The following is a 21,143-nucleotide window of genomic DNA, read 5'->3' on the forward strand; positions in this document are numbered from 1 at the left end:
GCTCCCCGGCCAGGCGGACGCGGGGTCAAAACCTGCGATAATGCGGCATTCGTGGCAAAGCGGTCACTGTTTTGTCCTCACCATTATTTCGTTCCTATGCAAAATACCCTGTTGTTAGTAGACGGCTCCAGCTACCTTTACCGCGCCTTCCACGCGCTGCCCGACCTGCGCAGCCCGGACGGCCATCCGACCGGCGCCATGCACGGCATGGTCAACATGCTGCGCCGCTTGCGCATGGATTACCCGGCCGCCTACATCGCCTGCGTGTTCGACGCCAAGGGCAAGACCTTCCGCGACGACATGTATCCCGAATACAAGGCCACCCGCGCCTCGATGCCGGACGACCTGCGCCTGCAGATCGAGCCCATCCATGAGGCGGTCAAGGCCATGGGCTGGCCGATCCTGATGGTCGACGGCGTCGAGGCCGACGATGTGATCGGCACGCTGTCGCTGTCGGCGGCGCAGGCCGGCATGAACGTGGTGGTGTCGACCGGCGACAAGGATCTGGCGCAGCTGGTCAACCCGCAGGTCATGCTGATCAACACCATGACCAACGAGAAGATGGACGAGGCCGGCGTGCTGGCCAAGTTCGGCGTGCCGCCGAACCGCATCATCGATTACCTGACTCTGATCGGCGATACCGTCGACAATGTGCCGGGCGTGTCCAAGTGCGGCCCGAAGACGGCGCTGAAGTGGCTGACCCAGTACGATACGCTGGACGGCGTGATGGCCAACGCCGACAAGATCACCGGCGCGGTCGGCCAGAACCTGCGCGATGCGCTGGAATGGCTGCCGAAGGGCCGCGAGCTGATCACCGTGAAGCTCGATTGCGACCTGACCGAACACATGGCGTCGATCGGCGAATCGCTGGTGGCGCGCGCCGAGGACAAGGAGACCTTGCAGGCCTTCTTCGCCAAGTACGGCTTCAAGACGCTGCTGCGCGAGCTGGGCGCGACCACGCCGCAGGCGCCGGTCGGTTTCAAGGCGCCTGCCGCCGAGCCTGCCGCCGGCGGCGCGGTCTCCGCCAACGGCGACCTGTTCGGCGAGCCGGCCAAGGTCAGCACCAACTACGAAACCGTGCTCACCGACGAACAGCTGGACAAGTGGATCGCGCTGATCAGCGCCGCGCCGTTGACCGCCGTCGACACCGAAACCACTTCGCTGGAGCCGATGAACGCGCAGATGGTCGGCATTTCGCTGTCGGTCGAGCCGGGCGTGGCCTGTTACATCCCGGTGGCGCACTCCTACCAGGGCGCGCCGCAGCAGCTGGAGCGCGAATACGTGCTGGCGAAGCTGAAGCCGTGGCTGGAGGATGCCGCCAAGCTCAAGGTCGGACAGAACCTGAAGTACGACAGCCACATCTTCGCCAACCACGGCGTCAGCCTGCAGGGCATCCACCACGACACGCTGCTGGAATCGTATGTGTTCGAGTCGCACCGTCCGCACGACATGGACAGCCTGGCGCTGCGCCACCTGAACCACACCACCATCCCGTTCGTCGACGTGTGCGGCAAGGGCGCCAGCATGATCACTTTCGACAAGGTCGAGATCGGCCGCGCCACCGAGTACGCGGCGGAGGACGCCGACATCACGCTGCGCCTGCACCAGGCGATGATAGCCTCGGTCGAAGACGACGCCAGGCTGAACTTCATCTACCGTAACATCGAGCTGCCGACCGCCGTGGTGCTGCAAAAGATCGAACGCAACGGCGTGCACATCGACGCCAATCTGCTGGAGATCCAGTCGGCCGAGCTGGGCGCGCGCATCATCGAACTGGAGGCCAAGGCGCACGAGCTGGCCGAGCAACCGTTCAACCTCGGCTCGCCGAAGCAGATCGGCGAGATCTTCTTCGAGAAGCTGAAGCTGCCGGTGGTGAAGAAGACCCCGAGCGGCGCGCCGTCCACCGACGAGGAAGTGCTGCAAAAGCTGGCCGAGGATTATCCGCTGCCGAAGGTGCTGCTGGAATACCGCAGCCTGTCCAAGCTGAAGTCGACTTACACCGACAAGCTGCCGAAGGGCATCAACAAGGACACCGGCCGCGTCCACACCAACTACGCGCAGGCGGTGGCGGTGACCGGGCGTCTGGCGTCCAACGATCCGAACCTGCAGAACATCCCGATCCGCACCAAGGAAGGCCGCCGCATCCGCGAAGCCTTCATCGCGCCGCCGGGCAGCCACATCGTCTCGGCCGACTATTCGCAGATCGAGCTGCGCATCATGGCGCACATCTCGGAGGACGAGAACATGCTGCGCGCCTTCGCCGAAGGCGTCGACATTCACCGCGCCACCGCCGCCGAGATCTTCGGCGTCGCGCCGGAGAGCGTCGAGAGCGAGCAGCGCCGCTACGCCAAGGTGATCAACTTCGGCCTGATCTACGGCATGAGCGCGTTCGGGCTGGCCGCCAACCTGGGCATCGAGCGCGGCGCGGCGCAAAGCTATATCGAGCGCTATTTCGCGCGCTTCTCGGGCGTCAAGCAGTATATGGACGACACGCGCCTGCAGGCCAAGGCGCGCGGCTATGTGGAGACGGTGTTCGGCCGCCGCCTGTGGCTGCCGGAGATCAATTCGCCGAACGGCCCGCGCCGCCAGGGCGCCGAACGCGCCGCGATCAACGCGCCGATGCAGGGCACGGCGGCCGACCTGATCAAGCTGGCGATGGTGGCGGTGCAGGGCTGGCTCGAAGAAGCCAAGCTCGGCACGCGCATGATCATGCAGGTGCACGATGAACTGGTGCTGGAAGTGCCGGACGCGGAGCTGGAACTGGTCAAGCAAAAACTGCCGGAGCTGATGGCCGGCGTGGCGCAATTGAAAGTACCGCTGACGGCGGAAGTCGGCGTGGGTAAAAATTGGGAGGAAGCACATTGAGAATGTGCTTCCGCACACCTAACTAAGGAGGTTGCATGGATGATTTGAAACGGGATGCTGAAAGCTTGCTGACGAAAACCTCGCTGTCGGACGGCGTCGACCGCCGCGACTTCCTCAAGGTCGCCTTGGGCACCGGCTTCGCCGCCGCCGCGATGCCGGTGGTGGCGCAGGGCGTGGTCAAGACCGACAGCGCCGGCCTGACCGCCGGCACCATCACCATCAGCGTCAACGGCCAGACCGTGCCGGTGTATCGCGCCCAGCCGGAAGGCGGGAAGAACCTGCCGGTGGTGCTGGTGATCTCGGAAATCTTCGGCGTCCACGAACACATCGCCGACGTCGCGCGCCGCTTCGCCAAGCTGGGCTATCTGGCGCTGGCGCCGGACCTGTTCGTGCGCCAGGGCGATCCGCAAAAGGTCTCCTCGATCGCCGACCTGCAAAAGGACATCATCGCCAAGACCCCGGACGCGCAAGTGATGACCGACCTCGACGCGGTGGTCGCCTGGGCCAAGGCCAACGGCGGCGACGGCGACAAGATCGCCATCACCGGCTTCTGCTGGGGCGGCCGCATCACCTGGCTGTACGCCGCGCACAACCCGGCCATCAAGGCCGGCGTGGCTTGGTACGGCCGCCTGATGGGGGAATCGAACGCCAACTTCCCCAGGCATCCGATCGATATCGCTGGCACTCTGACGGTGCCGGTACTCGGCCTGTACGGCTTGAAGGATACCGGCATCAGCCAGGAATCGATCGAGATCATGAAGGCGGCCCTGGCCAAGGGACCGAACAAGTCCACCTTCGTGATTTACCCGAACTCCGGCCACGCCTTCCACGCCGACTACCGCCCGAGCTACGTCGAAGCGGACGCCAAGGACGGCTGGGGCCGTTTGCAGGCCTGGTTCAAGCAAAACGGCGTCTTTTGACCTGAAATAGCCATAAATAAGCAGAAATGCGGGCTGGGCGGTAAAATAGCGCCCCCGGCCTGCGCGCGGCACGGCTCCAGGTACAAGAGGCTATAACATCGATCCCATACTCATCTCCATTTTATTGGCGACCACGCTTGCCGGCGTCGTCAGCATCACCGCTGCCGCCGTGTTCTCGTTTACGCTGCTGTCGAAGGTGGTGGAGCGCATGGTCAGCCTGTCGGTCGGCATCATGCTGTCGACGTCGTTGCTGCACGCCCTGCCGGAAGCGTTCGAATCGCAGGCCAGCGCGCGCAGCCTGTTCGCCACCTTGCTGGCCGGCTTGCTGGCCTTCTTCCTGCTTGAAAAACTGGCCATCTTGCGCCATTCGCATCACCACGAGGGCGACGGCCACCACCACCATCACGGCCACGACAAGCACGAGGCGGGCAAGGCCGGCTGGATGATCCTGGTCGGCGACGGCATGCACAACTTCACCGACGGCATCCTGATCGCGGCCGCCTTCCTGGCCAACCCGGAGCTGGGCCTGGTGACCGGCCTGGCCATCATCGCGCACGAGATTCCGCAGGAGATCGGCGACTTCATCGTGCTGCTGAACGCCGGCTTCTCGCGCACGCGGGCCTACATCTACAATTTGCTGTGCAGCCTGTTGGCGATCGCCGGCGGTTTGCTGGGTTACTACACGCTGGACCGCGCCAGCAGCCTGATCCCGTATGTGCTGGTGTTCGCCTCGTCGGGCTTCATCTACATCGCCGTCAGCGACCTGATGCCGCAAATGCAGCGCCGCGCCACGATGCGCGAAACCATCCCCCAGGTGCTGCTGATCGCCGCCGGCGTCGTCATCGTCCTGTTCCTCACGCACGGCCACTGATAAAAAAAAGCCGCGTTCCCGAAGGAGCGCGGCTCTTGTCGCGGCCGGTTGCAGTTATTGCGCGGCGCTGAGGCGCTTGCGCGCGGCGGTCGCGGCTGGCGGCGTGACGTCGCGGGTATCGATGCCGATTTCGGTCAGCGACACCGCGCGGCCGGCCGGATTCAGCAACTGCAGGCCGCCCAGGTAGCGCTTGCCTTGCTCCAGGCCGCTCCAGCTGACGCCCACGCTGCTCGAACCGCCTTGCTTGACCACGCCCGGCAACGCCACCTTCAGATTACCCTTGGTATCGTTCGGTATCGCGGTGGCGTACGACATCGTGTAGCTGGTCGACGCGCCGTTCTTCAACTGGTAGCCCAGCACGCAGACTTTCACCACGCCCATCGGCGGCGTGGTCAAGGTCACGCTTTCGTTGGCGCCGCCGTGGCCGCTGTAGGCGATCAGGTTGTTGCGCTGGTCCAGCAGCGCCAGATCCAGGTCGTCGTCCTCGCCGCCCGCCGTGTCGCGGTTGGACAGTTCGAAACGCGCGATCATGGTCTGGTTCGGAATCCCCAGCGTGACCGCCTTGACCCCGGCGCCGCGCGCGACGCAGGCGTTGACCACGCCCTCCAGCGTGTCGAGCGAGCCCGGCGCGGCCTGGGTCACGGTCTGCGCCAGCCGCGTGTACTCGCGCATGCCGGCCTTGACCGCGCCCATGGCGCCGTCGAAGCCGGTGAACACGTCCAGCTGGCGGCTGCCGCTGACGGTGGTGGCCGACACCAGCGCCGGTGCCTCGGCGCCGCTGTTGTAGCGCGCCTGCAGCGGGCTGCGCACCTTGTGCTCGCCGTCGTTCCACACCAGCTCGCCGAATTTCCATACGCCGTCCACCGCGTCGGTGCGCGACAGCGTCACGGTGTAGCTCTGGGTTTCGCCCGGCGCCAGGTTCAGCGTCGACGGCGCGACCGTGACGGCGAAGCCGTCGATGCCGGCGCTGGCGTTATAGATAGCCGTGCGTTCGCCGACGTTGGTGACGCTGCGGCGGATGGTCTGGTTGCCGACCACGCCCGGCAGCGAGATCGACGCCAGGTTCAGCGCATAACCCTTCAGCGCGCCGCCGGCGCAATCGCTGGTTTCGCCGGTGATGCCGCACAGGTATTGCTGATAGTCGGACGCGGCGATGTCGTACACCAGGCCCGGATCGGCGGCGAGGTTCGGCGCCACATGGCCGGCGCCCTGGCCCCATGGCAGCGTGCCGTCCTCGTCGCCGGCCAGCGCGGTCGGCAGCACCGAAGTGGTGCTGGTCATCAGCGCCGACTTGACGGCGGCCGGCGTCCAGAGCGGATGCCGCTGTTTCAGCAGCGCGGCCAGGCCGGCCACATGCGGTGTCGCCATCGACGTGCCCGACATATACGACGACGTGCTGTAGCTCGGCCCGGTGCCGGCGATGACCGCCTGGTGCTGCGCGGCGCTCAGGCTCGGCGCGACGCCGGCCAGGATGTCGACGCCGGGCGCGGCCAGGTCGGGCTTCAGCACGCCCATGTCGAAGTTGTTCGGACCGCGCGACGAGAAGTCGGCCAGCACCGGACCGGTCATCGGCGTCAGCGCGCTGGCCGACAGCGCGGCGGTGGCGCCGGGCGCGGCGGCGTAGGCGTCGATCGCCTCGCCGTCGGCCTGGTTGACGTGGACGGTCGGCAGGTTGTAGATGTCGACCACCGGACCGTTGCCGTCGTCCAGCATGATCATGCCGATGCCGCCGGCCGCCTTGACCGCGTTGGCCTTGTCGGTGCGGGCGGTGCTGCCGCGCTTGCAGGCGACGATCTTGCCGGCCACCTTGGCCGGGTCGAGCTGGGCGATCGGATGCACCGCGATCACGTCCTCCAGCCGGTAGCAATACGCCGCCTGGCTGGCGTCGGCGCCGGGCGCGACCGCGTCCTCGCCACGGATCACCGCCGCCGCCGGCAGCAGCGCCGGATTCAGCGAGGCGCCGCTGTAGTGCTGGCCGTTGCCCAGCGTGACGGTGGCGCTGTGGGTCTTGTCGTGGGTCGACGCCGCCACCGTGGTCAGCCACGGGCTGATGTGGGCCACGGCGTTGGCCGGACCGGAATTGCCGGCGGCGGCGGCCACGAATACGCCGGCCTCGACCGCATGGCGGAACGCCTGCTCGACCGGATCGAGCGGGCTGCCGCCGCCGCTGATCGAGTAGTTCAGCACGTCGACGCCGTCCGCCACCGCCGCCTCGATCGCCGCCAGGCTGTCGCTGTTGTAGCAGGTGTTGGCGACGCCGGTGGTGCTGGGGAAGCCCTCGTTGTAGCTCCAGCAGATCTTGTACATGGCGACGCGGGCGCGCGGCGCCATGCCGCTGCGGCTGCCGAGCAGGTTGCCGTTGCCGGCGCGCGCCGGCACGCCGCTGTTGCCGGCGGCGGTGGACGAGGTGTGGGTGCCGTGGCCGCCATCGCCGGACGGGGCGCCGAGCGAATCGCGCGGCGAACGGAATTCGCTCCAGTGGATGGTGCTGCCGCCGGCGCGGAAGCCGTCGTCGAAGTAGCGCGCGCCGATCAGCTTGTTGTTGCAGTCGGCGGCGGTGAAGCCTTCGCCGGTTTGGCACACGCCTTTCCAGCGCGCCGGCGGCGGACCGTAGGCCAGCGTGCCGGCGGGGTCGAAGGTCGGCACGCCGGCGCCGTCGACGCGGTCGGCGTACGACAGGTTTTCCGGCCAGATGCCGGTGTCGATGACGCCGACGATGATGTCGTCGCCCGCGTGCGCCTTGCCGCCGAGCTGCTCCCACAGGCCGCCCGGCTGGTCCAAGCCGAGGAAGGTCGGGGTGTAGTTGGTCACCACGTGCTGGCGTTCGTCGGGCGTGATGCTGACGGCTTTGCCGCTGGCCTTGAGGGCGCGCACTTCGGCGTCGGTCAGGCGCGCGGCGAAGCCGTTGAACACCACCTGGTACTGGCGGGTGACGGCGGTGGCCGACAGCAGCGCCTTGGCCTGGTTCTGTTGCGCACCCAGGTAGTTGCGGTACTGCAGCGCGGCGCCGCTGGTCAGGTCGAGACGCTGGCCGGCGCCGGCCTTGGTGGCGCGCAGGCCGCTGAGGTTGCCGGTGTAGGCGGCGACCGGCTTGTCGGCCAATTGCACGATGTAGGGCCGGCGAAGGTCGTCGGCATGGACCGGATTCAGGGCGGAAAACAGCGGTATCGCCGCCATCAGCAGCAAGGTGTGACAGCGGAGTTTCGGTACTCTGTTCTTTGCCATAAAAGCGCTCCCATTAGTGGTTGGTGATGCTTGTTGCTCGAAAGTAGCGCCAAAAACTATAGCAATTTAATTACGAAATATGGAAATAAATTCAATTAAATTTGTAACATCGTTGAGAAAATACAACGAATAAATTTTTCTTTTTCTCAATAAATGAATAATAAAAACATACGAAATTTTCCGGTTCTCATAGGAGGAATTGTATGGAAACGTTAATTCAACTTGACTTGAATTTTTTACCATTGGAAAAATAATAAATAAGCAATTGTCTAGACGAACTTAATCGTGCTGTGCATACTTGGTTACTTGTTAACTCAAGGGAGGAACGATGAAACTCGCCGCACTCAACGCGTTGGCAGTCGCTTGTCTGGCAGCATTTGCCAGCCCGGCATACGCCGACGCCTACAGCACCGCCACCTTCGGCAACGTCACGGTGACGCTGATCGACCTGGATCCGAACGACGGCGTCGCCGCCAGCATTTCATTCCTGCCCAACCCGAACAAATTTGCCGGCGGCGCCTACGTCTACGGCGAGGCCGAGACCGGCCAGGTCGGCGGCTACGATCCCGGCCACCAGCTGGGCCGCTTCGATAAAAGCGGCGCCTGGCAGACCACCAACGTCAGCGGCAGCACCAGCACCAATCTGGCGACCTCGTCCGCCAGCGTCACCGGCGCGGCCGACGGCGTCGGCTTCAGCGGGCTCAGCCTGTCAGGCGCGGCCCACAGCACCAGCGACCAGCATTCGCGTTTCTATGCCTACGCCGGGGTGCCGAACACGCACGACAACAAGGGCTTCACGCTGTCGGCCAACACCATGGTCAGCTTTTCGGTCAACACCACGATGAGCGCCAGCACCACCATCGGCTATACCCCCGGCGCGCTGGAAGGCGAGGCCGCTTCCGTGCTGATGTCGCTGTATGCCGGCGGACTGAGCCCGGACGGCGGTTCGATGGTCGACGACCTGCAGCAACACAGCGTCAGCGTGTATTACGTCGACGGCGATCCGCTCGGCGGCGCCTCCGACAGCTGGAGCGGCATCATGACCGCGAGTTTCAGCAACCTGAGCAATCACTCCACGCAGGGCGAATTCTTTGCCGACGCCAGCATCGGCGGCCGCTCGGTGATCTCGGCCGTGCCGGAGCCGGGCACCTACGGCATGCTGCTGGGCGGGCTGGGACTGATGGGCGCGCTGGCGCGCCGCCGCCGCAATCGCGGCCAATAACGTGATCCGTTGCTTACCATTGGAGATTTCATGAAGCGCTATGTAATGCATACCCTGGCGGCGGCCTGCCTGGCCGCCGCAGTCGGCCCGGTGTTCGCCAACGCCAGCAGCAGTGCGACCTTCGGCAACCTGGTCATCACGCTGACCGATCTGAATACCGGCGACGGCGTCGCGCCGACGCTGTCGTTCAGCGCCAACGGCCATGCCTATGTGCTGGGCGAGACCCTGGGCTGGGGCGACACCGCCGATGACAATCTATACGCCTACACCGCGCCGCAGCAGCAAGGCGTGCTGTCCGGTCAGACGCATACCGACTGGTCGTCGGCCAGTTCCAGCGTGACGGCGGCCAACACTGTGGCGGGCTTCACCGCCTTGTCGGCCAGCGGCGCGGCCGCCAGCGGACTGGATGGCTACGGCGCCTACCGCAGCTACGCCACCGGCGCCGATCCCTTCTTCAACACCTTCACCTTGTCGGCCAACACCAAGGTCACCTTCAGCACCATCGCCTCGGCGCAGGTGGCGACCAGCATGGGCTATAACCTTGATGCCGACCAGGATGAGTATGCGTATGCGCACATGCTGCTGGCTGTGAGCGGCAGCGTGGCGGGGCAGGAGCAGTTCGATGGTCAGGAGCGCGAGCTGTTCGCCACCTTCAATGTGCGCGACGACGGCACCACCGAGGGCGTGCGCGACAGCTGGAGCGGGTTGCTGTCGGCCAGCTTCAGCAACACCAGCGGGGTGAACGCGTTCGGCGAGATGCAGGCCTTCGTTTCCACCGAGGGTTACTCGGCGGTGTGGGATGGCGTGACGCCGGTGCCGGAGCCGGAAACCTACGCGATGCTGCTGGCCGGGCTGGCGTTGGTGGGCGGCGTGGCGCGCCGCCGCAAGACGGCAGGCGATCAGGCCTGAGCCGAAGCCCCAGCCCCGCCGGCGCCTTGAATCAGGCGCCGGTCGCCACCGGGCGCGCCGGGTCGGCGACCCATTCGCTCCACGAGCCGGGGTACAGCGCCGCGCCGGGCAGGCCGGCGATTTCCAGGGCCAGCAGGTTGTGGCAGGCGGTCACGCCGGAGCCGCATTGCATGATGGCCTTGGCCGCGCTGTCGAACAGCGGCGCGAAGTCGGCCTTCAACTCTTCGGCGTTCTTGAAGCGGCCGTCGACGCTCAGATTGTCCTTGAAGAAGCGGTTCTTCGCGCCGGGAATGTGGCCGCCGACCGGGTCGATGGTCTCGTTCTCGCCGCGATAGCGGTCGGCCGCGCGGGCGTCGACCACGGTGCGCGCCTGCGACTGCAGATTCGCCACCACGTCCTCGGCCGACACCGTCGCCACCAGCGATGCATGCTCGGCGATGGCGCCCGGCGTGCGGCGCTCGGCGTGCGTCACCATCGGCAGGCCTTGCGACTGCCAGGCCACCAGGCCACCGTCCAGCACCGCCACCGCCGGATGGCCGACCCAGCGCAGCAGCCACCACACGCGCGCCGCGAACATGCCGCCGTGCGCGTCGTAGGCCACCACTTGGGTGTCGTCGTTGATGCCCCAGCCGCGCAGCGTGTCGATCAGCGCGGCGCGTCCCGGCAGCGGATGACGGCCCTGGAACTTGCCGTCCGGCCCGATCTTCGCGCCGGACAAATCCGTATCCACATTGGCGAACTGGGCGCCGGCGATATGGCCGATGGCGAAGCCGTCGCTGCCCGCGTTCGGATTCATCAGGTCATGGCGGCAATCGAGGATGACCCAGTCGGGATCGTCCAGATGGCGGGACAGGGTGGTGGCGTCGATCAGGGTGGTGTGCATGTTCGGGCTCCTTAAACTTCGCTGGCGATCGGATCGGTGGTGGCGATGGCCTTGCCACGTTCGGTGTTGCGCGTATTGTAGAACGTCGCGGCGATGCCGGACGCGAGAATGATGGCGATGCCCGCCCAGCTGTGCCAGCTGAACACGTCGCCGAACACGAACACGCCCCAGATACTGGAAAACACGATGCCGGTGTACTGAAGATTGGCCACCACCAGCGTGTTGCCGAGGCGGTAGGCGCGCGTCATCGCGATCTGCGCGCTGGTGGCGCAGACGCCGATGCCCAGCAGCAGCATGATGCTGCGCGGGTTGTCGATCGGATGCCACACCGGGCCGCCGCTGCCGGCGGTCAGGTAGACGCCGACGATGCCGGCCAGCAGGTTCATCACGGTGAAATAAAACACCACGCGGTTTTCCGGCTCGCCGGCCAGGCCCAGCTTGCGCACCTGCATATAGGCCATGGCGGTGATCATGCTGGAACTGAGCGCGATCAGCGCCGGCGTCAGCTGGTTGGCGTGGAAGGCCGGCCGCAGCAGCAGCGTGACGCCGACGAAGCTGAAGCCCACCGCCAGCATCAGCGGCCACTTGACGTCGCCCTTGGCGTGCCACCAGCCGATGGCGAACAGCCACACCGCGATCCAGATCGGCGACATGTAGTTGAGCGTCATCGCGGTTGCCAGCGGCAGCTGGCCGATCGAGTAATACCACAGCCACAGCGAAATCACGCCGATCACGCCGCGCCACAGGTGGGCGCCGGGCATGGTGGTGCGGAACGAGCCACCCTGCAATTTGATCACCGTGGCGAGCACGGTCACGCCGACCACCCCACGGTACATCACCAGCTCAGATGTTGAAAACTCTTCCGAGGCCAGCTTCACGCACACCCCCATGACGGCGAACATGAAACTTGCGAACAACATCCAAAGTGATTGCATTCCGTACCTTATAAGTCGATGTTGGCTCTATACCATTCGTGGAAGTGCTGCATCCCGTCTTCCATCGGCGATTGATAGGGGCCGGCGTCGCTGGTGCCGCGTTGCATCAGCACCTTGCGGCCGGCATCCATGCGCAGGGCGATCTCGTCGTCCTCGGCGCAGGTTTCCATGTAGGCCGCGCGCTCCGCCTCGATGAACTCGCGCTCGAACAGCACGATCTCCTCGGGGTAATAGAACTCGACCACGTTGCGGGTGCGCTGCGGGCCGTCCGGCCACAGCGTCGAGACGATCAGCACATGCGGATACCACTCGACCATGATGTTCGGATACAGCGTCAGCCAGATGGCGCCGTACGGCGGCGGCTCGCCGCCACGGAACTTGAGCACCTGCTCCTGCCAGCGCTGGTAGATCTCGGAGCCCGACTTGAGCAGGCCCTTGTTGACGCCCACCGTCTGCACGCTGTAGTCGCGGCCGAATTCCCAGCGCAGGTCGTCGCAGCTGACGAAGCCGCCCAGGCCCGGATGGAACGGCTCGACGTGATAGTCCTCCAGATAGACCTCGATGAAGGTCTTCCAGTTGTAGTTGCAGGTCTGGACCACGGCGTGGTCGAACATATAGCCGGAGAAATCCAGGTCCTTGGTCACCGACAGATTGTTCAGCGACTCCATGACGTTGTAGCCGTTTTGCTCGAACAGCAGGCCGTTCCAGCTTTGCAGCCGGGTCTTGGGCAGGTTCAGGCAAGGCGTCTCGGGGAAGTGCGGCGCGCCGATCAGCTCTCCCTTGAGGTCATAGGTCCAGCGATGCAGCGGGCAGACGATGTTGTTGGCGTTGCCGCGACCGTTGAACATCAGCGCCTGGCGGTGGCGGCAGACGTTGGACAGCAGCTCCAGGCCGTTCGCGTTACGCACCAGCATACGCCCTTCGTTTTCGGAAACGAGGGTCGCGAAGTCGCCGACATTCGGCACCATCAGTTCATGACCCACGTACTGCGGGCCCGCCTGGAATAATTGCTTCATTTCGCGCTGCAACAGCGCTTCGTCGAAGTAGACGTTAACCGGAAGTTGCGCGTTCGGACGCGCCAGCTTGGCGTGGGTACCCAGATCGGACATCCCAACCCCCCTTAATATGTACATCAAACCAAAGAGAGACAGAATCCGTAAAGACCCGCATTCGAATGCGTTGAGGTGGTATTTCGGACGGAACCGGCGATTATACCGGGTTTTACCTCTGCCATGCGGACCGCTGTGCTGGTTTTCTGTGCGAAAAATTGTATAAATCATATGACTTGATGGAAAATGGCGATGATTGCGATAAAATCCATAGTCCGCCGCGCAGGTGGCCGGTCATCGACCGCTATAGTTCCACCGGATAAGGTGGTTTGTTCTAAAATATCGGACTACACTGCGCTGGCACGTGTTTTTTGCCTTGAAACCTGAGTGACTATGTCTAAGAAATTAACTGCCGACGCGACCGCCGCCGCCCTCGCTCCCGCTTCGTTCGAAGAAGCGATGGCGGAGTTGGCACAACTGGTCGCGCAAATGGAGGCAGGACAGCTGCCGCTGGAGGCTTCGGTCGCCGCCTACGCGCGCGGCTCGGAGCTGGTGAAGTTCTGCGCCGCCCAGCTGGAAAAAGTGGAATCCCAGGTCAAGGTGCTGGAGGGCGAGATGCTCAAGCCCTTCGTCGACACCGGCGAGGCGCAGCAATGAGCGCCGCCTTCGACGACTGGATGAAGACCGTGCAGGCCGGATCCGAAAACGATTTATCCGCTTTCCTGCCGCCGGCCACCGCGATCCCGACCAAGCTGCACGCGGCGATGCGCTATGCGCTGCTGGGCGGCGGCAAGCGGGTGCGCCCGCTGCTGGTGTACGCCGCCGGCGCGCTGTTCGGCGCCGACGCCGCCATCCTGGCGCGCGCGGCGGCGGCGGTGGAAATGATCCACGCCTATTCGCTGGTACACGACGACATGCCATGCATGGACGACGACGAACTGCGCCGCGGCAAGCCGACGGTGCACGTGGCCTACGACGAAGCGACCGCGCTGCTGGTCGGCGACGCGCTGCAATCGCAGGCCTTTTTGGTGCTGGCGGAAGCGGCGGCCGACGCCAACCCGGTGCCGCTGGCGCGGCTGGTGGCGATGCTGCGGCTGCTGGCGCACGCCTCCGGCTCGGCCGGCATGTGCGGCGGCCAGGCGATCGACCTCGATAGCGTCGGCATCAGCCTGACGCTGGAGCAGCTGGAACAGATGCATCAACTGAAGACCGGTGCGCTGCTGCGCGCGTCGGTGGTGCTGGGCGCGCTGGCCGGCAAGCAGCTGGAGCAGGATGAGCTGGACGCGCTGAATGTCTACGCGCGCGCCATCGGCCTGGCGTTCCAGGTGGTGGACGACGTGCTCGACGCGACGGCCGATTCGGCCACGCTGGGCAAGACCGCCGGCAAGGACGCCGCCGACAACAAGCCGACCTATGTTTCGATACTGGGGCTGGAACCGTCGCGCGCGCTGGCGGAAAAATTGCGGCTCGACGCGCACGCAGCGCTCGCGCCGTTTGGAGATAAAGCTCTGCGGTTACGCGAACTCGCGGACTTGATCGTGCAGCGGAAGGCATAAATGAACTTGCTCGAAAAAATAGAATCCCCGGCCGATGTACGCAAGCTGGCGTACACCCAACTGACGCCGCTGGCGAACGAACTGCGCGCCTACCTGCTCGATTCGGTGTCGAAGACCGGCGGCCATCTGTCGTCCAACCTGGGCACGGTCGAGCTGACGGTGGCGCTGCACTACGTGTTCAACACGCCGCACGACCGCATCGTCTGGGACGTGGGCCACCAGACCTACTCGCACAAGATCCTGACCGGCCGGCGCGACCGCATGCACACGCTGCGCCAGCTGAACGGCATCTCCGGCTTCCCCAAGCGCGACGAAAGCGAATACGACACCTTCGGCACCGCGCACTCGTCGACCTCGATCTCGGCGGCGCTGGGCATGGCGCAGGCGGCCAAGATCAAGGGCGAGCATCGCCACGCCATCGCCGTCATCGGCGACGGCTCGATGACCGCCGGCATGGCGTTCGAAGCGTTGAACAACGCCGGCGTGCAGGAAGACGTGAACCTGCTGGTGATCCTGAACGACAACGACATGTCGATCTCGCCGCCGGTCGGCGCCTTGAACCGCTACCTGGCGCGCCTGATGTCGGGGCAGTTCTACGCCGCCGCCAAGAACGTCGGCAAGTCGGTGCTGCCGGGTCCCGTGCTGGAACTGGCGAAGCGGCTGGAGGAACACGCCAAGGGCATGGTGGTGCCGGCCACGATGTTCGAGGAATTCGGCTTCAACTACATCGGCCCGATCGACGGCCACGATCTCGATTCGCTGATCCCGACGCTGCAGAACATCAAGCAGCTCAAGGGACCGCAGTTCCTGCACGTGGTGACCAAGAAAGGCCAGGGCTACAAGCTGGCCGAGGCCGAGCCTATCCTGTACCACGGCACCGGCAAGTTCAACCCGGCCGAAGGCATCAAACCGGCGGTCGCGCCGGGCAAGAAGACCTACACCGAAGTGTTCGGCGACTGGCTGTGCGACATGGCCGCCGCCGACAAGAAGCTGGTCGGCATCACGCCGGCGATGCGCGAAGGTTCGGGCATGGTGCGTTTCGAACAGGAATATCCGGAGCGCTACTTCGACGTCGGCATCGCCGAGCAGCACGCGGTGACCTTCGGCGCCGGCCTGGCGTGCGAGGATCTGAAACCGGTGGTGGCGATCTACTCGACCTTCCTGCAACGCGGCTACGATCAGCTGATCCACGACGTCGCGCTGCAAAACCTGGACGTCACGTTCGCGCTGGACCGCGCCGGCCTGGTCGGCGCCGACGGCGCCACCCACGCCGGCAACTACGACCTGGCATATCTGCGCTGCATCCCGAACATGGTGGTCATGGCCGCCTCGGATGAGAATGAGTGCCGGCAGATGCTGACCACCGGCTACCGCCACAACGGACCGGCGGCGATCCGCTATCCGCGCGGCGCCGGCATCGGCGCGGCGATCAAGCAGGAGCTGACCAGCATCGAAATCGGCAAGGGCGAGATCAAGCGCAAGGGCCAGAAGATCGCGATCCTGGCGTTCGGCTCGATGGTCGCGCCGTCGCTGACGGCCGGCGAGGCGCTGGACGCCACCGTCGCCAACATGCGCTTCGTCAAGCCGTTGGACGTGGAACTGGTCAAGCAGCTGGCCGCCGACCACGATTATTTCGTGACGGTGGAAGAGGGCGCGATCATGGGCGGCGCCGGCGCCGCCGTGGCCGAAGCGATGGCCGCCGAGGGCATCGTCAAGCCGCTGCTGATGATCGGCCTGCCCGACAAATTCATCGACCACGGCGACCCGGCCAAGCTGCTGGCCGGCGTGGGCCTGGACGGCGCCGGCATCACGGCGTCGATCAAGAAGCGCTTCGGCAGCGAGGAGCCGCGACTGGTCGTGGTGAATAAAGGCTGATAATCGTCGTTTTTTTGATCAAAGCCGCCTTCGGGCGGCTTTTTTCTTGCCTATCGAACGGGTGCGTCCTATATTGGTATAAACAGTTTATGCCATTTATATGCCATGAATGCCGCCGCCTCCCTGCTTGCCGGTTTGCTGTTCCTCTGCGGGACGGCGTGGGCGCAGGTGCCGGAGTCCGGCCGGGCGCAGGAGTTGCGCTTCAGCGCGGAGGAGGTCGACGCCCGCATGGAGGACCGCTATATCGACCGCACGGTCGATCTGGCGGCGGCCGGCAAGCTGGATGAGGATCGCGCCCTGCTGGCGCGGTTGCAGCGCATCGGCGATGGCCTGATCCGCGCCGCCGTGGCGTTGAAGCCGGAGGCGGCGCAATGGCAATGGGAGGTGCACACCACCGGCGATGCCGAGGTGGACGCGATCTGCATGGCCGGCGGCAAAATCCTGGTCGGCAGCGTCTTCGTGCATCAGCTGGCGCTGAGCGACGGCGAGCTGGCGACGCTGCTGGCGCACGAAGTCGCGCACGCGGTGGCCGAGCATCATCGCGAGACGTTCTCGGAGGCGCTGTTCCTGAATCGTTTTCCTGCGGTGCCGCTGGAGGTGGTGATGGAGCGGCTGGACAGCGACCTGTCGCTGCAAATCCGCCTGTCGACCTTATCCAGCCTGCAGGAGTCCGAGGCCGATCAACTGGGCATGGTGCTGGCGCACCGCGCCGGATGGCCGCCGGCCGCGATGGTCAGCTTCTACGGCAAACTGGCGGGCGCGGAGCAGGGCGGGCTGATCTCCAGCGCCTATCCGGCGACCGCCTCGCGGCTCAGCATGGCCAAGGGCATGGCGCGGCTGTTCGGAGAGAATTAGCCGCGCTTGCGCTCATGCTGCCACAGCACATCGCTGCCGCCGCCGAAGCGGTTCAACACGCGCGACAGCACGAACATCAGGTCCGACAGGCGGTTCACATACTGGCGCGGATGCTCGTGGATGGTTTCGGTCTTGCCTAAGGTGACGATGGCGCGTTCGGCGCGGCGGCACACGGTGCGGCAGATGTGCGCCTGCGACGCCGCGCGCGAGCCGGCCGGCAGGATGAATTCCGTCAGCGCCGGCAGCGTGGCGTTGTACTTGGCCAGCAGCGTGTCCAGACGCTCGACGTGCGCCTCGGTGATCATCTGGTAGCCGGGGATGCACAACTCGCCGCCCAGGTCGAACAGGTCGTGCTGGATCGTCACCAGCTCCTCGCGCAGATCGGGCGGCATCTCTTCGCACAACAGCAGGCCGATATGCGAATTGAGCTCGTCGACTTCGCCGATCGAGTGGATACGCACGCTGTCCTTGTCGGTGCGGCTGCCGTCACCGAGGCCGGTGGTGCCGCCGTCGCCGGTGCGGGTGGCGATTTTCGAGAGTCGGTTGCCCATGGTGGCTCCTGGTTATTTGCCGGCGATGCTGGCGCGGGTCGGATCGTAAGGGTGGAAGCCGGGCGTGTTCCAGAACTCCTTCAAACCCTTGGCCTCGTACATGGCCACTTCCTCGTCGTACATCGGGAACAGGCCGGCCAGGTAGATGGTGCGGTCCGGCAGCTCGAACTTGATCTGCTCGTCGTCCATGAATTGCGGGCGGTAGACGAAGCAGGCGTTCATCGCGCTGTCTTTCGACATCGGCACATCCAGCTTGAACGAGGCCTGGTAGTTGAACGGGCTGTCGCCGTAGAACGATTGCGCGATGTAGGCGGCCGCGCTGCCCCAGCCGGTGTCCTTGGTCTTGAGCGTGAAGCTCAGTTCCGGCTTGCCGTGCTTCCAGACCGGATGCTCGGCGTTGGACAGCCCGGCGGTCACCGCCGTCAGCATGTCCTTCTCCGGAAAGTCGGGGAAGTAATAGATCAACATGCGCGGACGATTCTCCAGCGCCACCTCGGCGATCTGCGCCGGCACGCCGAAGCGCTGCTCCAGCGCCTCCAGCCAAGCCTGTTCAAATTTGTATTCCATACCTGTTCCAATGAAGTGATGATGCTTTGCCCGGAAGATTATACGCTGCGGGTTTACCAAAGATGTCGCCGCCGCTGGCGTTTGTGCTTACAATCGAAGCTCATTCGTGTTTTCAGGCGCCGGTCCCATGAACACTGCCATTCCCGAAGCGGCCTTGCTGGCCGATCTCGCCGCCCGCCGCGCGCAGGTCGCTGCTGCGTTGCACCATGTGCTGCCGGCGCGCGCCGTGTTGTCGGCGCCGGAAGATACCCGCCCATATGAGTGCGACGGCCTGGCCGCGTACCGGCAGATGCCGATGATCGTCGTGCTGCCCGACAGCGAGGCGCAGATCGTCGCGGTGCTGCAGGTGTGCCGCGAGCTGAAGGTGCCGGTGGTGCCGCGCGGCGCCGGCACCGGCCTGTCCGGCGGCGCGATGCCGATCGCCGACGGCGTGGTGTTGTCGACCGCGCGCCTGAACCGCATCGTGCGCATGGACGCGTACTCGCGGACGGCGGTGGTGCAGCCGGGCGTGCGCAACCTGGCGATCTCGGAGGCGGCGGCGCAGCATGGCTTGTACTACGCGCCCGATCCGTCGTCGCAGATCGCCTGCACCATCGGCGGCAACGTGGCCGAGAACTCCGGCGGCGTGCATTGCCTGAAGTACGGCCTGACGGTGCACAACGTGCTGCGCGTGCGCATGGTCACGATCGACGGCGACGTGGTGGAACTGGGCAGCGAGGCGCTCGACGCGCCGGGGCTGGACCTGCTGTCGGTGTTCATCGGCTCCGAGGGCATGCTCGGCATCGTCACCGAGGTGACGGTCAAGCTGGTGCCCAAGCCGGCGACGGCGCGCGTCATCATGGCCTCGTTCAACGAGGTGGTCTCCGGTTGCCACGCGGTGGCGGCGTTGATCGCCGCCGGCATCATCCCGGCCGGACTGGAGATGATGGATCAGACTTCGTCGCGCATGGTCGAGCCGTTCGTCAAGGCCGGCTACGATACCGACGCCGCCGCGATCCTGCTGTGCGAGGCCGACGGCACCATCGAGGAGGTGGAGGAAGAGATCGCGCGCATGTCTGCGGTGCTGAACCTGGCCGGCGCCAGCGCGATCGCGGTGTCGCAGTCGGAGGCGGAGCGGCTGAAGTTCTGGTCCGGCCGCAAGAACGCGTTTCCGGCGGCGGGCCGCATCTCGCCCGATTACTACTGCATGGACGGCACCATCCCGCGCAAGCGCCTGGGCGAAGTCCTGGCCGGCATCGCGGCGATGGAGGTCAAGTACGGCCTGCGCTGCGCCAACGTGTTCCATGCCGGCGACGGCAACCTGCATCCGCTGATCCTGTTCAACGCCAACATCCCGGACGAGTTCCATCGCGCCGAAGCCTTCGGCGCCGAGATCCTGGCGCTGTGCGTCGCGGTGGGCGGCACCATCACCGGCGAGCATGGCGTCGGCATCGAGAAGATCGACTCGATGTGCGTGCAGTTCGCGCCGGCCGAGCTGGAGGCCTTCTTCTCGGTCAAGCGCAGCTTCGACACGCATGGCCTGCTCAATCCCGACAAGGCCATCCCCACGCTGAACCGCTGCGCCGAATTCGGCAAGATGCGCGTCAGCGGCGGCGCGCTGCCGTTTGCCCATCTTCCGCGTTTTTGACATGACCGATTCCCATACCGACATCGCCACGCAGTTCAGCGCGCGCATCCGCGCCGCCACCGCCGCCAATACGCCGCTGCGCATACGCGGCGGGGGCACCAAGGAATGGTACGGCCAGGCGCTCGATGGCGAGGTGCTCGACACGCGCGCCTACGCCGGCATCGTGTCGTATGAGCCGACCGAACTGGTGGTGACGGCGCGTTGCGGCACGCCGCTGGCCGAGATCGAGGCCTTGCTGGCGCGGCATAACCAGATGCTGGCGTTCGAGCCCCCGCGCTTCGGGCCGGAATCGACCATCGGCGGGGTGGTGGCCAGTGCCTTGTCCGGGCCACGTCGCGCCAGCGCCGGGGCGGTGCGCGATTTCGTGCTGGGCGCGGTGCTGATGGACGGCCACGGCGAGGCGCTGCGCTTCGGCGGGCAGGTGATGAAGAATGTCGCGGGCTACGATGTGTCGCGGTTGCTGGCTGGGTCGCTTGGCACGCTGGGCTTGATCCTTGAAGTGTCGCTAAAGGTGCTGCCGGTGCCGCTCGGTGGCGCCAGCCTGCGCTTCGAGATGAGCGAGATCGACGCGCTGCGTCGGCTCAACGAATGGGGCGGCCAGCCCTTGCCGATATCGGCCAGCTGCTGGCACCAGGGCGTGCTGTCGCTGCGCCTGTCCGGCGCCGAGGCGGCGGTGGTGGCGGCGCGGCGCAAGCTGGGCGGCGAGTCGTTCGGCGACGCGGAGGCAAGTGCCAGCGGCACCATGGCCGGCGGCGCGGGGACCAACGCCAACAGCGCTGCGGCGGAGGGCACGGGCGGGGGAGGGCTCGCCACGCATCGGACGACGGATCAGGCCGACGACGGCCCGGACGACCACGCGGCGGGGCGAGCGGACGATGGCGCCGCGTTCTGGGCCGCGCTGCGCGACCAGACGCACCCGTATTTCAGCGGCGGCAGCTTGTGGCGGCTATCGGTGCCGTCGGCCGCCAGCGCCATCATTCTGCGCGGCGAGCAGCTGATCGAGTGGGGCGGCGCGCAGCGCTGGCTCAAGGTCGACGGCGGCGACGCCGCGCAGGCGGAAGGCATCCGCCGCACGGTGTCGGCGGCCGGCGGCCACGCCACGCTATTCCGTGGCGGAGACAAAAGCGTCGGCGTGTTCCACCCGCTGGCGCCGGCCGTGATGAAAATCCATGAGCGCCTGAAACACTCCTTCGATCCCGCCGGGATCTTCAACCCCGGCCGCATGTACTGACC

16 protein-coding genes and 1 pseudogene are annotated in these 21,143 nt (G+C 65.7%); 11 read left to right on the forward strand and 6 right to left on the reverse strand.

Annotated features, from left to right (window positions below; translation table 11 throughout):
- The first annotated feature begins 96 nt into the window (after positions 1 to 96).
- From polA to GW587_RS17685, 3 genes are all read left to right on the forward strand, one after another.
- On the forward strand, positions 97 to 2,865 hold the full coding sequence (gene polA, locus GW587_RS17675; protein ID WP_166105659.1) for a DNA polymerase I: 2,769 nt from the start codon (positions 97 to 99) through the stop codon (positions 2,863 to 2,865).
- 35 nt (positions 2,866 to 2,900) lie between these two features.
- Positions 2,901 to 3,785 carry a dienelactone hydrolase family protein gene (locus GW587_RS17680; protein WP_166105660.1) on the forward strand — a complete coding sequence of 295 codons (885 nt, stop codon included), beginning with the start codon at positions 2,901 to 2,903 and terminating at the stop codon, positions 3,783 to 3,785.
- Between the two features lie 169 nt (positions 3,786 to 3,954).
- The gene (locus tag GW587_RS17685) at positions 3,955 to 4,656 is read left to right on the forward strand and encodes a ZIP family metal transporter (protein ID WP_166106186.1); all 702 of its coding nucleotides are present in this window, start codon (positions 3,955 to 3,957) and stop codon (positions 4,654 to 4,656) included.
- A gap of 54 nt (positions 4,657 to 4,710) precedes the next feature.
- Here GW587_RS17685 and GW587_RS31765 read toward each other — a convergent pair whose 3' ends face one another.
- Entirely contained in the window at positions 4,711 to 7,881 is a 3,171-nt protein-coding gene (locus GW587_RS31765) for a S8 family serine peptidase (protein ID WP_308495388.1), read from the reverse strand.
- A gap of 1,117 nt (positions 7,882 to 8,998) precedes the next feature.
- Between GW587_RS31765 and GW587_RS31865 the strand changes: the two are divergent.
- Positions 8,999 to 9,103 (forward strand): annotated as a pseudogene (locus GW587_RS31865) (PEP-CTERM sorting domain-containing protein); the annotation flags it as partial.
- Between the two features lie 30 nt (positions 9,104 to 9,133).
- The gene (locus GW587_RS31395) at positions 9,134 to 10,012 is read left to right on the forward strand and encodes a PEP-CTERM sorting domain-containing protein (RefSeq protein WP_166105661.1); all 879 of its coding nucleotides are present in this window, start codon (positions 9,134 to 9,136) and stop codon (positions 10,010 to 10,012) included.
- Positions 10,013 to 10,043: 31 nt separating this feature from the next.
- Here the strand turns inward: GW587_RS31395 and GW587_RS17705 are convergent, their stop codons facing one another.
- The 3 genes from GW587_RS17705 to GW587_RS17715 are packed head-to-tail and all read right to left on the reverse strand — an operon-like array spanning position 10,044 to position 12,939.
- Positions 10,044 to 10,895: a sulfurtransferase gene (locus tag GW587_RS17705; RefSeq protein ID WP_166105662.1), complete on the reverse strand. Its 852-nt coding sequence runs from the start codon at positions 10,893 to 10,895 to the stop codon at positions 10,044 to 10,046.
- Positions 10,896 to 10,906: 11 nt separating this feature from the next.
- Complete coding sequence (locus GW587_RS17710) at positions 10,907 to 11,830, reverse strand: DMT family transporter (RefSeq protein ID WP_166105663.1); 924 nt, start codon at positions 11,828 to 11,830, stop codon at positions 10,907 to 10,909.
- Between the two features lie 8 nt (positions 11,831 to 11,838).
- The gene (locus GW587_RS17715) at positions 11,839 to 12,939 is read right to left on the reverse strand and encodes an aromatic ring-hydroxylating oxygenase subunit alpha (RefSeq protein WP_166105664.1); all 1,101 of its coding nucleotides are present in this window, start codon (positions 12,937 to 12,939) and stop codon (positions 11,839 to 11,841) included.
- A gap of 333 nt (positions 12,940 to 13,272) precedes the next feature.
- Here GW587_RS17715 and GW587_RS17720 point away from each other — a divergent pair, with 333 nt between their 5' ends.
- The 4 genes from GW587_RS17720 (at position 13,273) to GW587_RS17735 (ending at position 17,165) form a co-directional block, all read left to right on the forward strand.
- On the forward strand, positions 13,273 to 13,536 hold the full coding sequence (locus GW587_RS17720) for an exodeoxyribonuclease VII small subunit (RefSeq protein ID WP_166105665.1): 264 nt from the start codon (positions 13,273 to 13,275) through the stop codon (positions 13,534 to 13,536).
- Complete coding sequence (locus tag GW587_RS17725; protein WP_166105666.1) at positions 13,533 to 14,435, forward strand: polyprenyl synthetase family protein; 903 nt, start codon at positions 13,533 to 13,535, stop codon at positions 14,433 to 14,435. The genes GW587_RS17720 and GW587_RS17725 overlap by 4 nt, the downstream gene beginning before the upstream one ends.
- Entirely contained in the window at positions 14,436 to 16,310 is a 1,875-nt protein-coding gene (gene dxs / locus GW587_RS17730) for a 1-deoxy-D-xylulose-5-phosphate synthase (RefSeq protein ID WP_166105667.1), read from the forward strand.
- Positions 16,311 to 16,415: 105 nt separating this feature from the next.
- Complete coding sequence (locus tag GW587_RS17735) at positions 16,416 to 17,165, forward strand: M48 family metalloprotease (RefSeq protein WP_166105668.1); 750 nt, start codon at positions 16,416 to 16,418, stop codon at positions 17,163 to 17,165.
- On the opposite strand, the gene GW587_RS17740 is transcribed toward GW587_RS17735, so the two are convergent.
- Both GW587_RS17740 and GW587_RS17745 read right to left on the reverse strand, forming a co-directional pair.
- Positions 17,162 to 17,716, reverse strand: coding sequence for a cob(I)yrinic acid a,c-diamide adenosyltransferase (locus tag GW587_RS17740; protein WP_166105669.1), 555 nt, complete (start codon positions 17,714 to 17,716; stop codon positions 17,162 to 17,164). The two genes, GW587_RS17735 and GW587_RS17740, sit on opposite strands and share 4 nt — an antisense overlap.
- 12 nt (positions 17,717 to 17,728) lie before the next feature.
- Positions 17,729 to 18,283 (reverse strand): suppressor of fused domain protein, encoded by a 555-nt coding sequence (locus GW587_RS17745; RefSeq protein WP_166105670.1) that lies wholly within the window; start codon positions 18,281 to 18,283, stop codon positions 17,729 to 17,731.
- Between the two features lie 127 nt (positions 18,284 to 18,410).
- On the opposite strand from GW587_RS17745, the gene GW587_RS17750 reads away from it, so the two are divergent.
- Positions 18,411 to 19,910, forward strand: coding sequence for an FAD-linked oxidase C-terminal domain-containing protein (locus tag GW587_RS17750; RefSeq protein ID WP_166105671.1), 1,500 nt, complete (start codon positions 18,411 to 18,413; stop codon positions 19,908 to 19,910).
- A 1-nt stretch (position 19,911) separates the two neighbouring features.
- Positions 19,912 to 21,141, forward strand: coding sequence for a glycolate oxidase subunit GlcE (gene glcE / locus GW587_RS17755; protein WP_166105672.1), 1,230 nt, complete (start codon positions 19,912 to 19,914; stop codon positions 21,139 to 21,141).
- Positions 21,142 to 21,143: the final 2 nt, after the last annotated feature.

This window comes from Duganella aceris, assembly GCF_011090165.1.
In the GTDB taxonomy this organism is placed as follows: Bacteria; Pseudomonadota; Gammaproteobacteria; order Burkholderiales; family Burkholderiaceae_D; genus Rugamonas; species Rugamonas aceris.

Excerpts from the sequence above, each read along its gene's own strand:
- polA (WP_166105659.1), top strand. The coding sequence starts at position 97 with ATGCAAAATACCCTGTTGTTAGTAGACGGCTCCAGCTACCTTTACCGC.
- GW587_RS17680 (WP_166105660.1), top strand. The coding sequence starts at position 2,901 with ATGGATGATTTGAAACGGGATGCTGAAAGCTTGCTGACGAAAACCTCG.
- GW587_RS31765 (WP_308495388.1), bottom strand. The coding sequence starts at position 7,881 with ATGGCAAAGAACAGAGTACCGAAACTCCGCTGTCACACCTTGCTGCTG.
- GW587_RS31395 (WP_166105661.1), top strand. The coding sequence starts at position 9,134 with ATGAAGCGCTATGTAATGCATACCCTGGCGGCGGCCTGCCTGGCCGCC.
- GW587_RS17705 (WP_166105662.1), bottom strand. The coding sequence starts at position 10,895 with ATGCACACCACCCTGATCGACGCCACCACCCTGTCCCGCCATCTGGAC.
- GW587_RS17710 (WP_166105663.1), bottom strand. The coding sequence starts at position 11,830 with ATGCAATCACTTTGGATGTTGTTCGCAAGTTTCATGTTCGCCGTCATG.
- GW587_RS17715 (WP_166105664.1), bottom strand. The coding sequence starts at position 12,939 with ATGTCCGATCTGGGTACCCACGCCAAGCTGGCGCGTCCGAACGCGCAA.
- GW587_RS17720 (WP_166105665.1), top strand. The coding sequence starts at position 13,273 with ATGTCTAAGAAATTAACTGCCGACGCGACCGCCGCCGCCCTCGCTCCC.
- GW587_RS17725 (WP_166105666.1), top strand. The coding sequence starts at position 13,533 with ATGAGCGCCGCCTTCGACGACTGGATGAAGACCGTGCAGGCCGGATCC.
- dxs (WP_166105667.1), top strand. The coding sequence starts at position 14,436 with ATGAACTTGCTCGAAAAAATAGAATCCCCGGCCGATGTACGCAAGCTG.
- GW587_RS17735 (WP_166105668.1), top strand. The coding sequence starts at position 16,416 with ATGAATGCCGCCGCCTCCCTGCTTGCCGGTTTGCTGTTCCTCTGCGGG.
- GW587_RS17740 (WP_166105669.1), bottom strand. The coding sequence starts at position 17,716 with ATGGGCAACCGACTCTCGAAAATCGCCACCCGCACCGGCGACGGCGGC.
- GW587_RS17745 (WP_166105670.1), bottom strand. The coding sequence starts at position 18,283 with ATGGAATACAAATTTGAACAGGCTTGGCTGGAGGCGCTGGAGCAGCGC.
- GW587_RS17750 (WP_166105671.1), top strand. The coding sequence starts at position 18,411 with ATGAACACTGCCATTCCCGAAGCGGCCTTGCTGGCCGATCTCGCCGCC.
- glcE (WP_166105672.1), top strand. The coding sequence starts at position 19,912 with ATGACCGATTCCCATACCGACATCGCCACGCAGTTCAGCGCGCGCATC.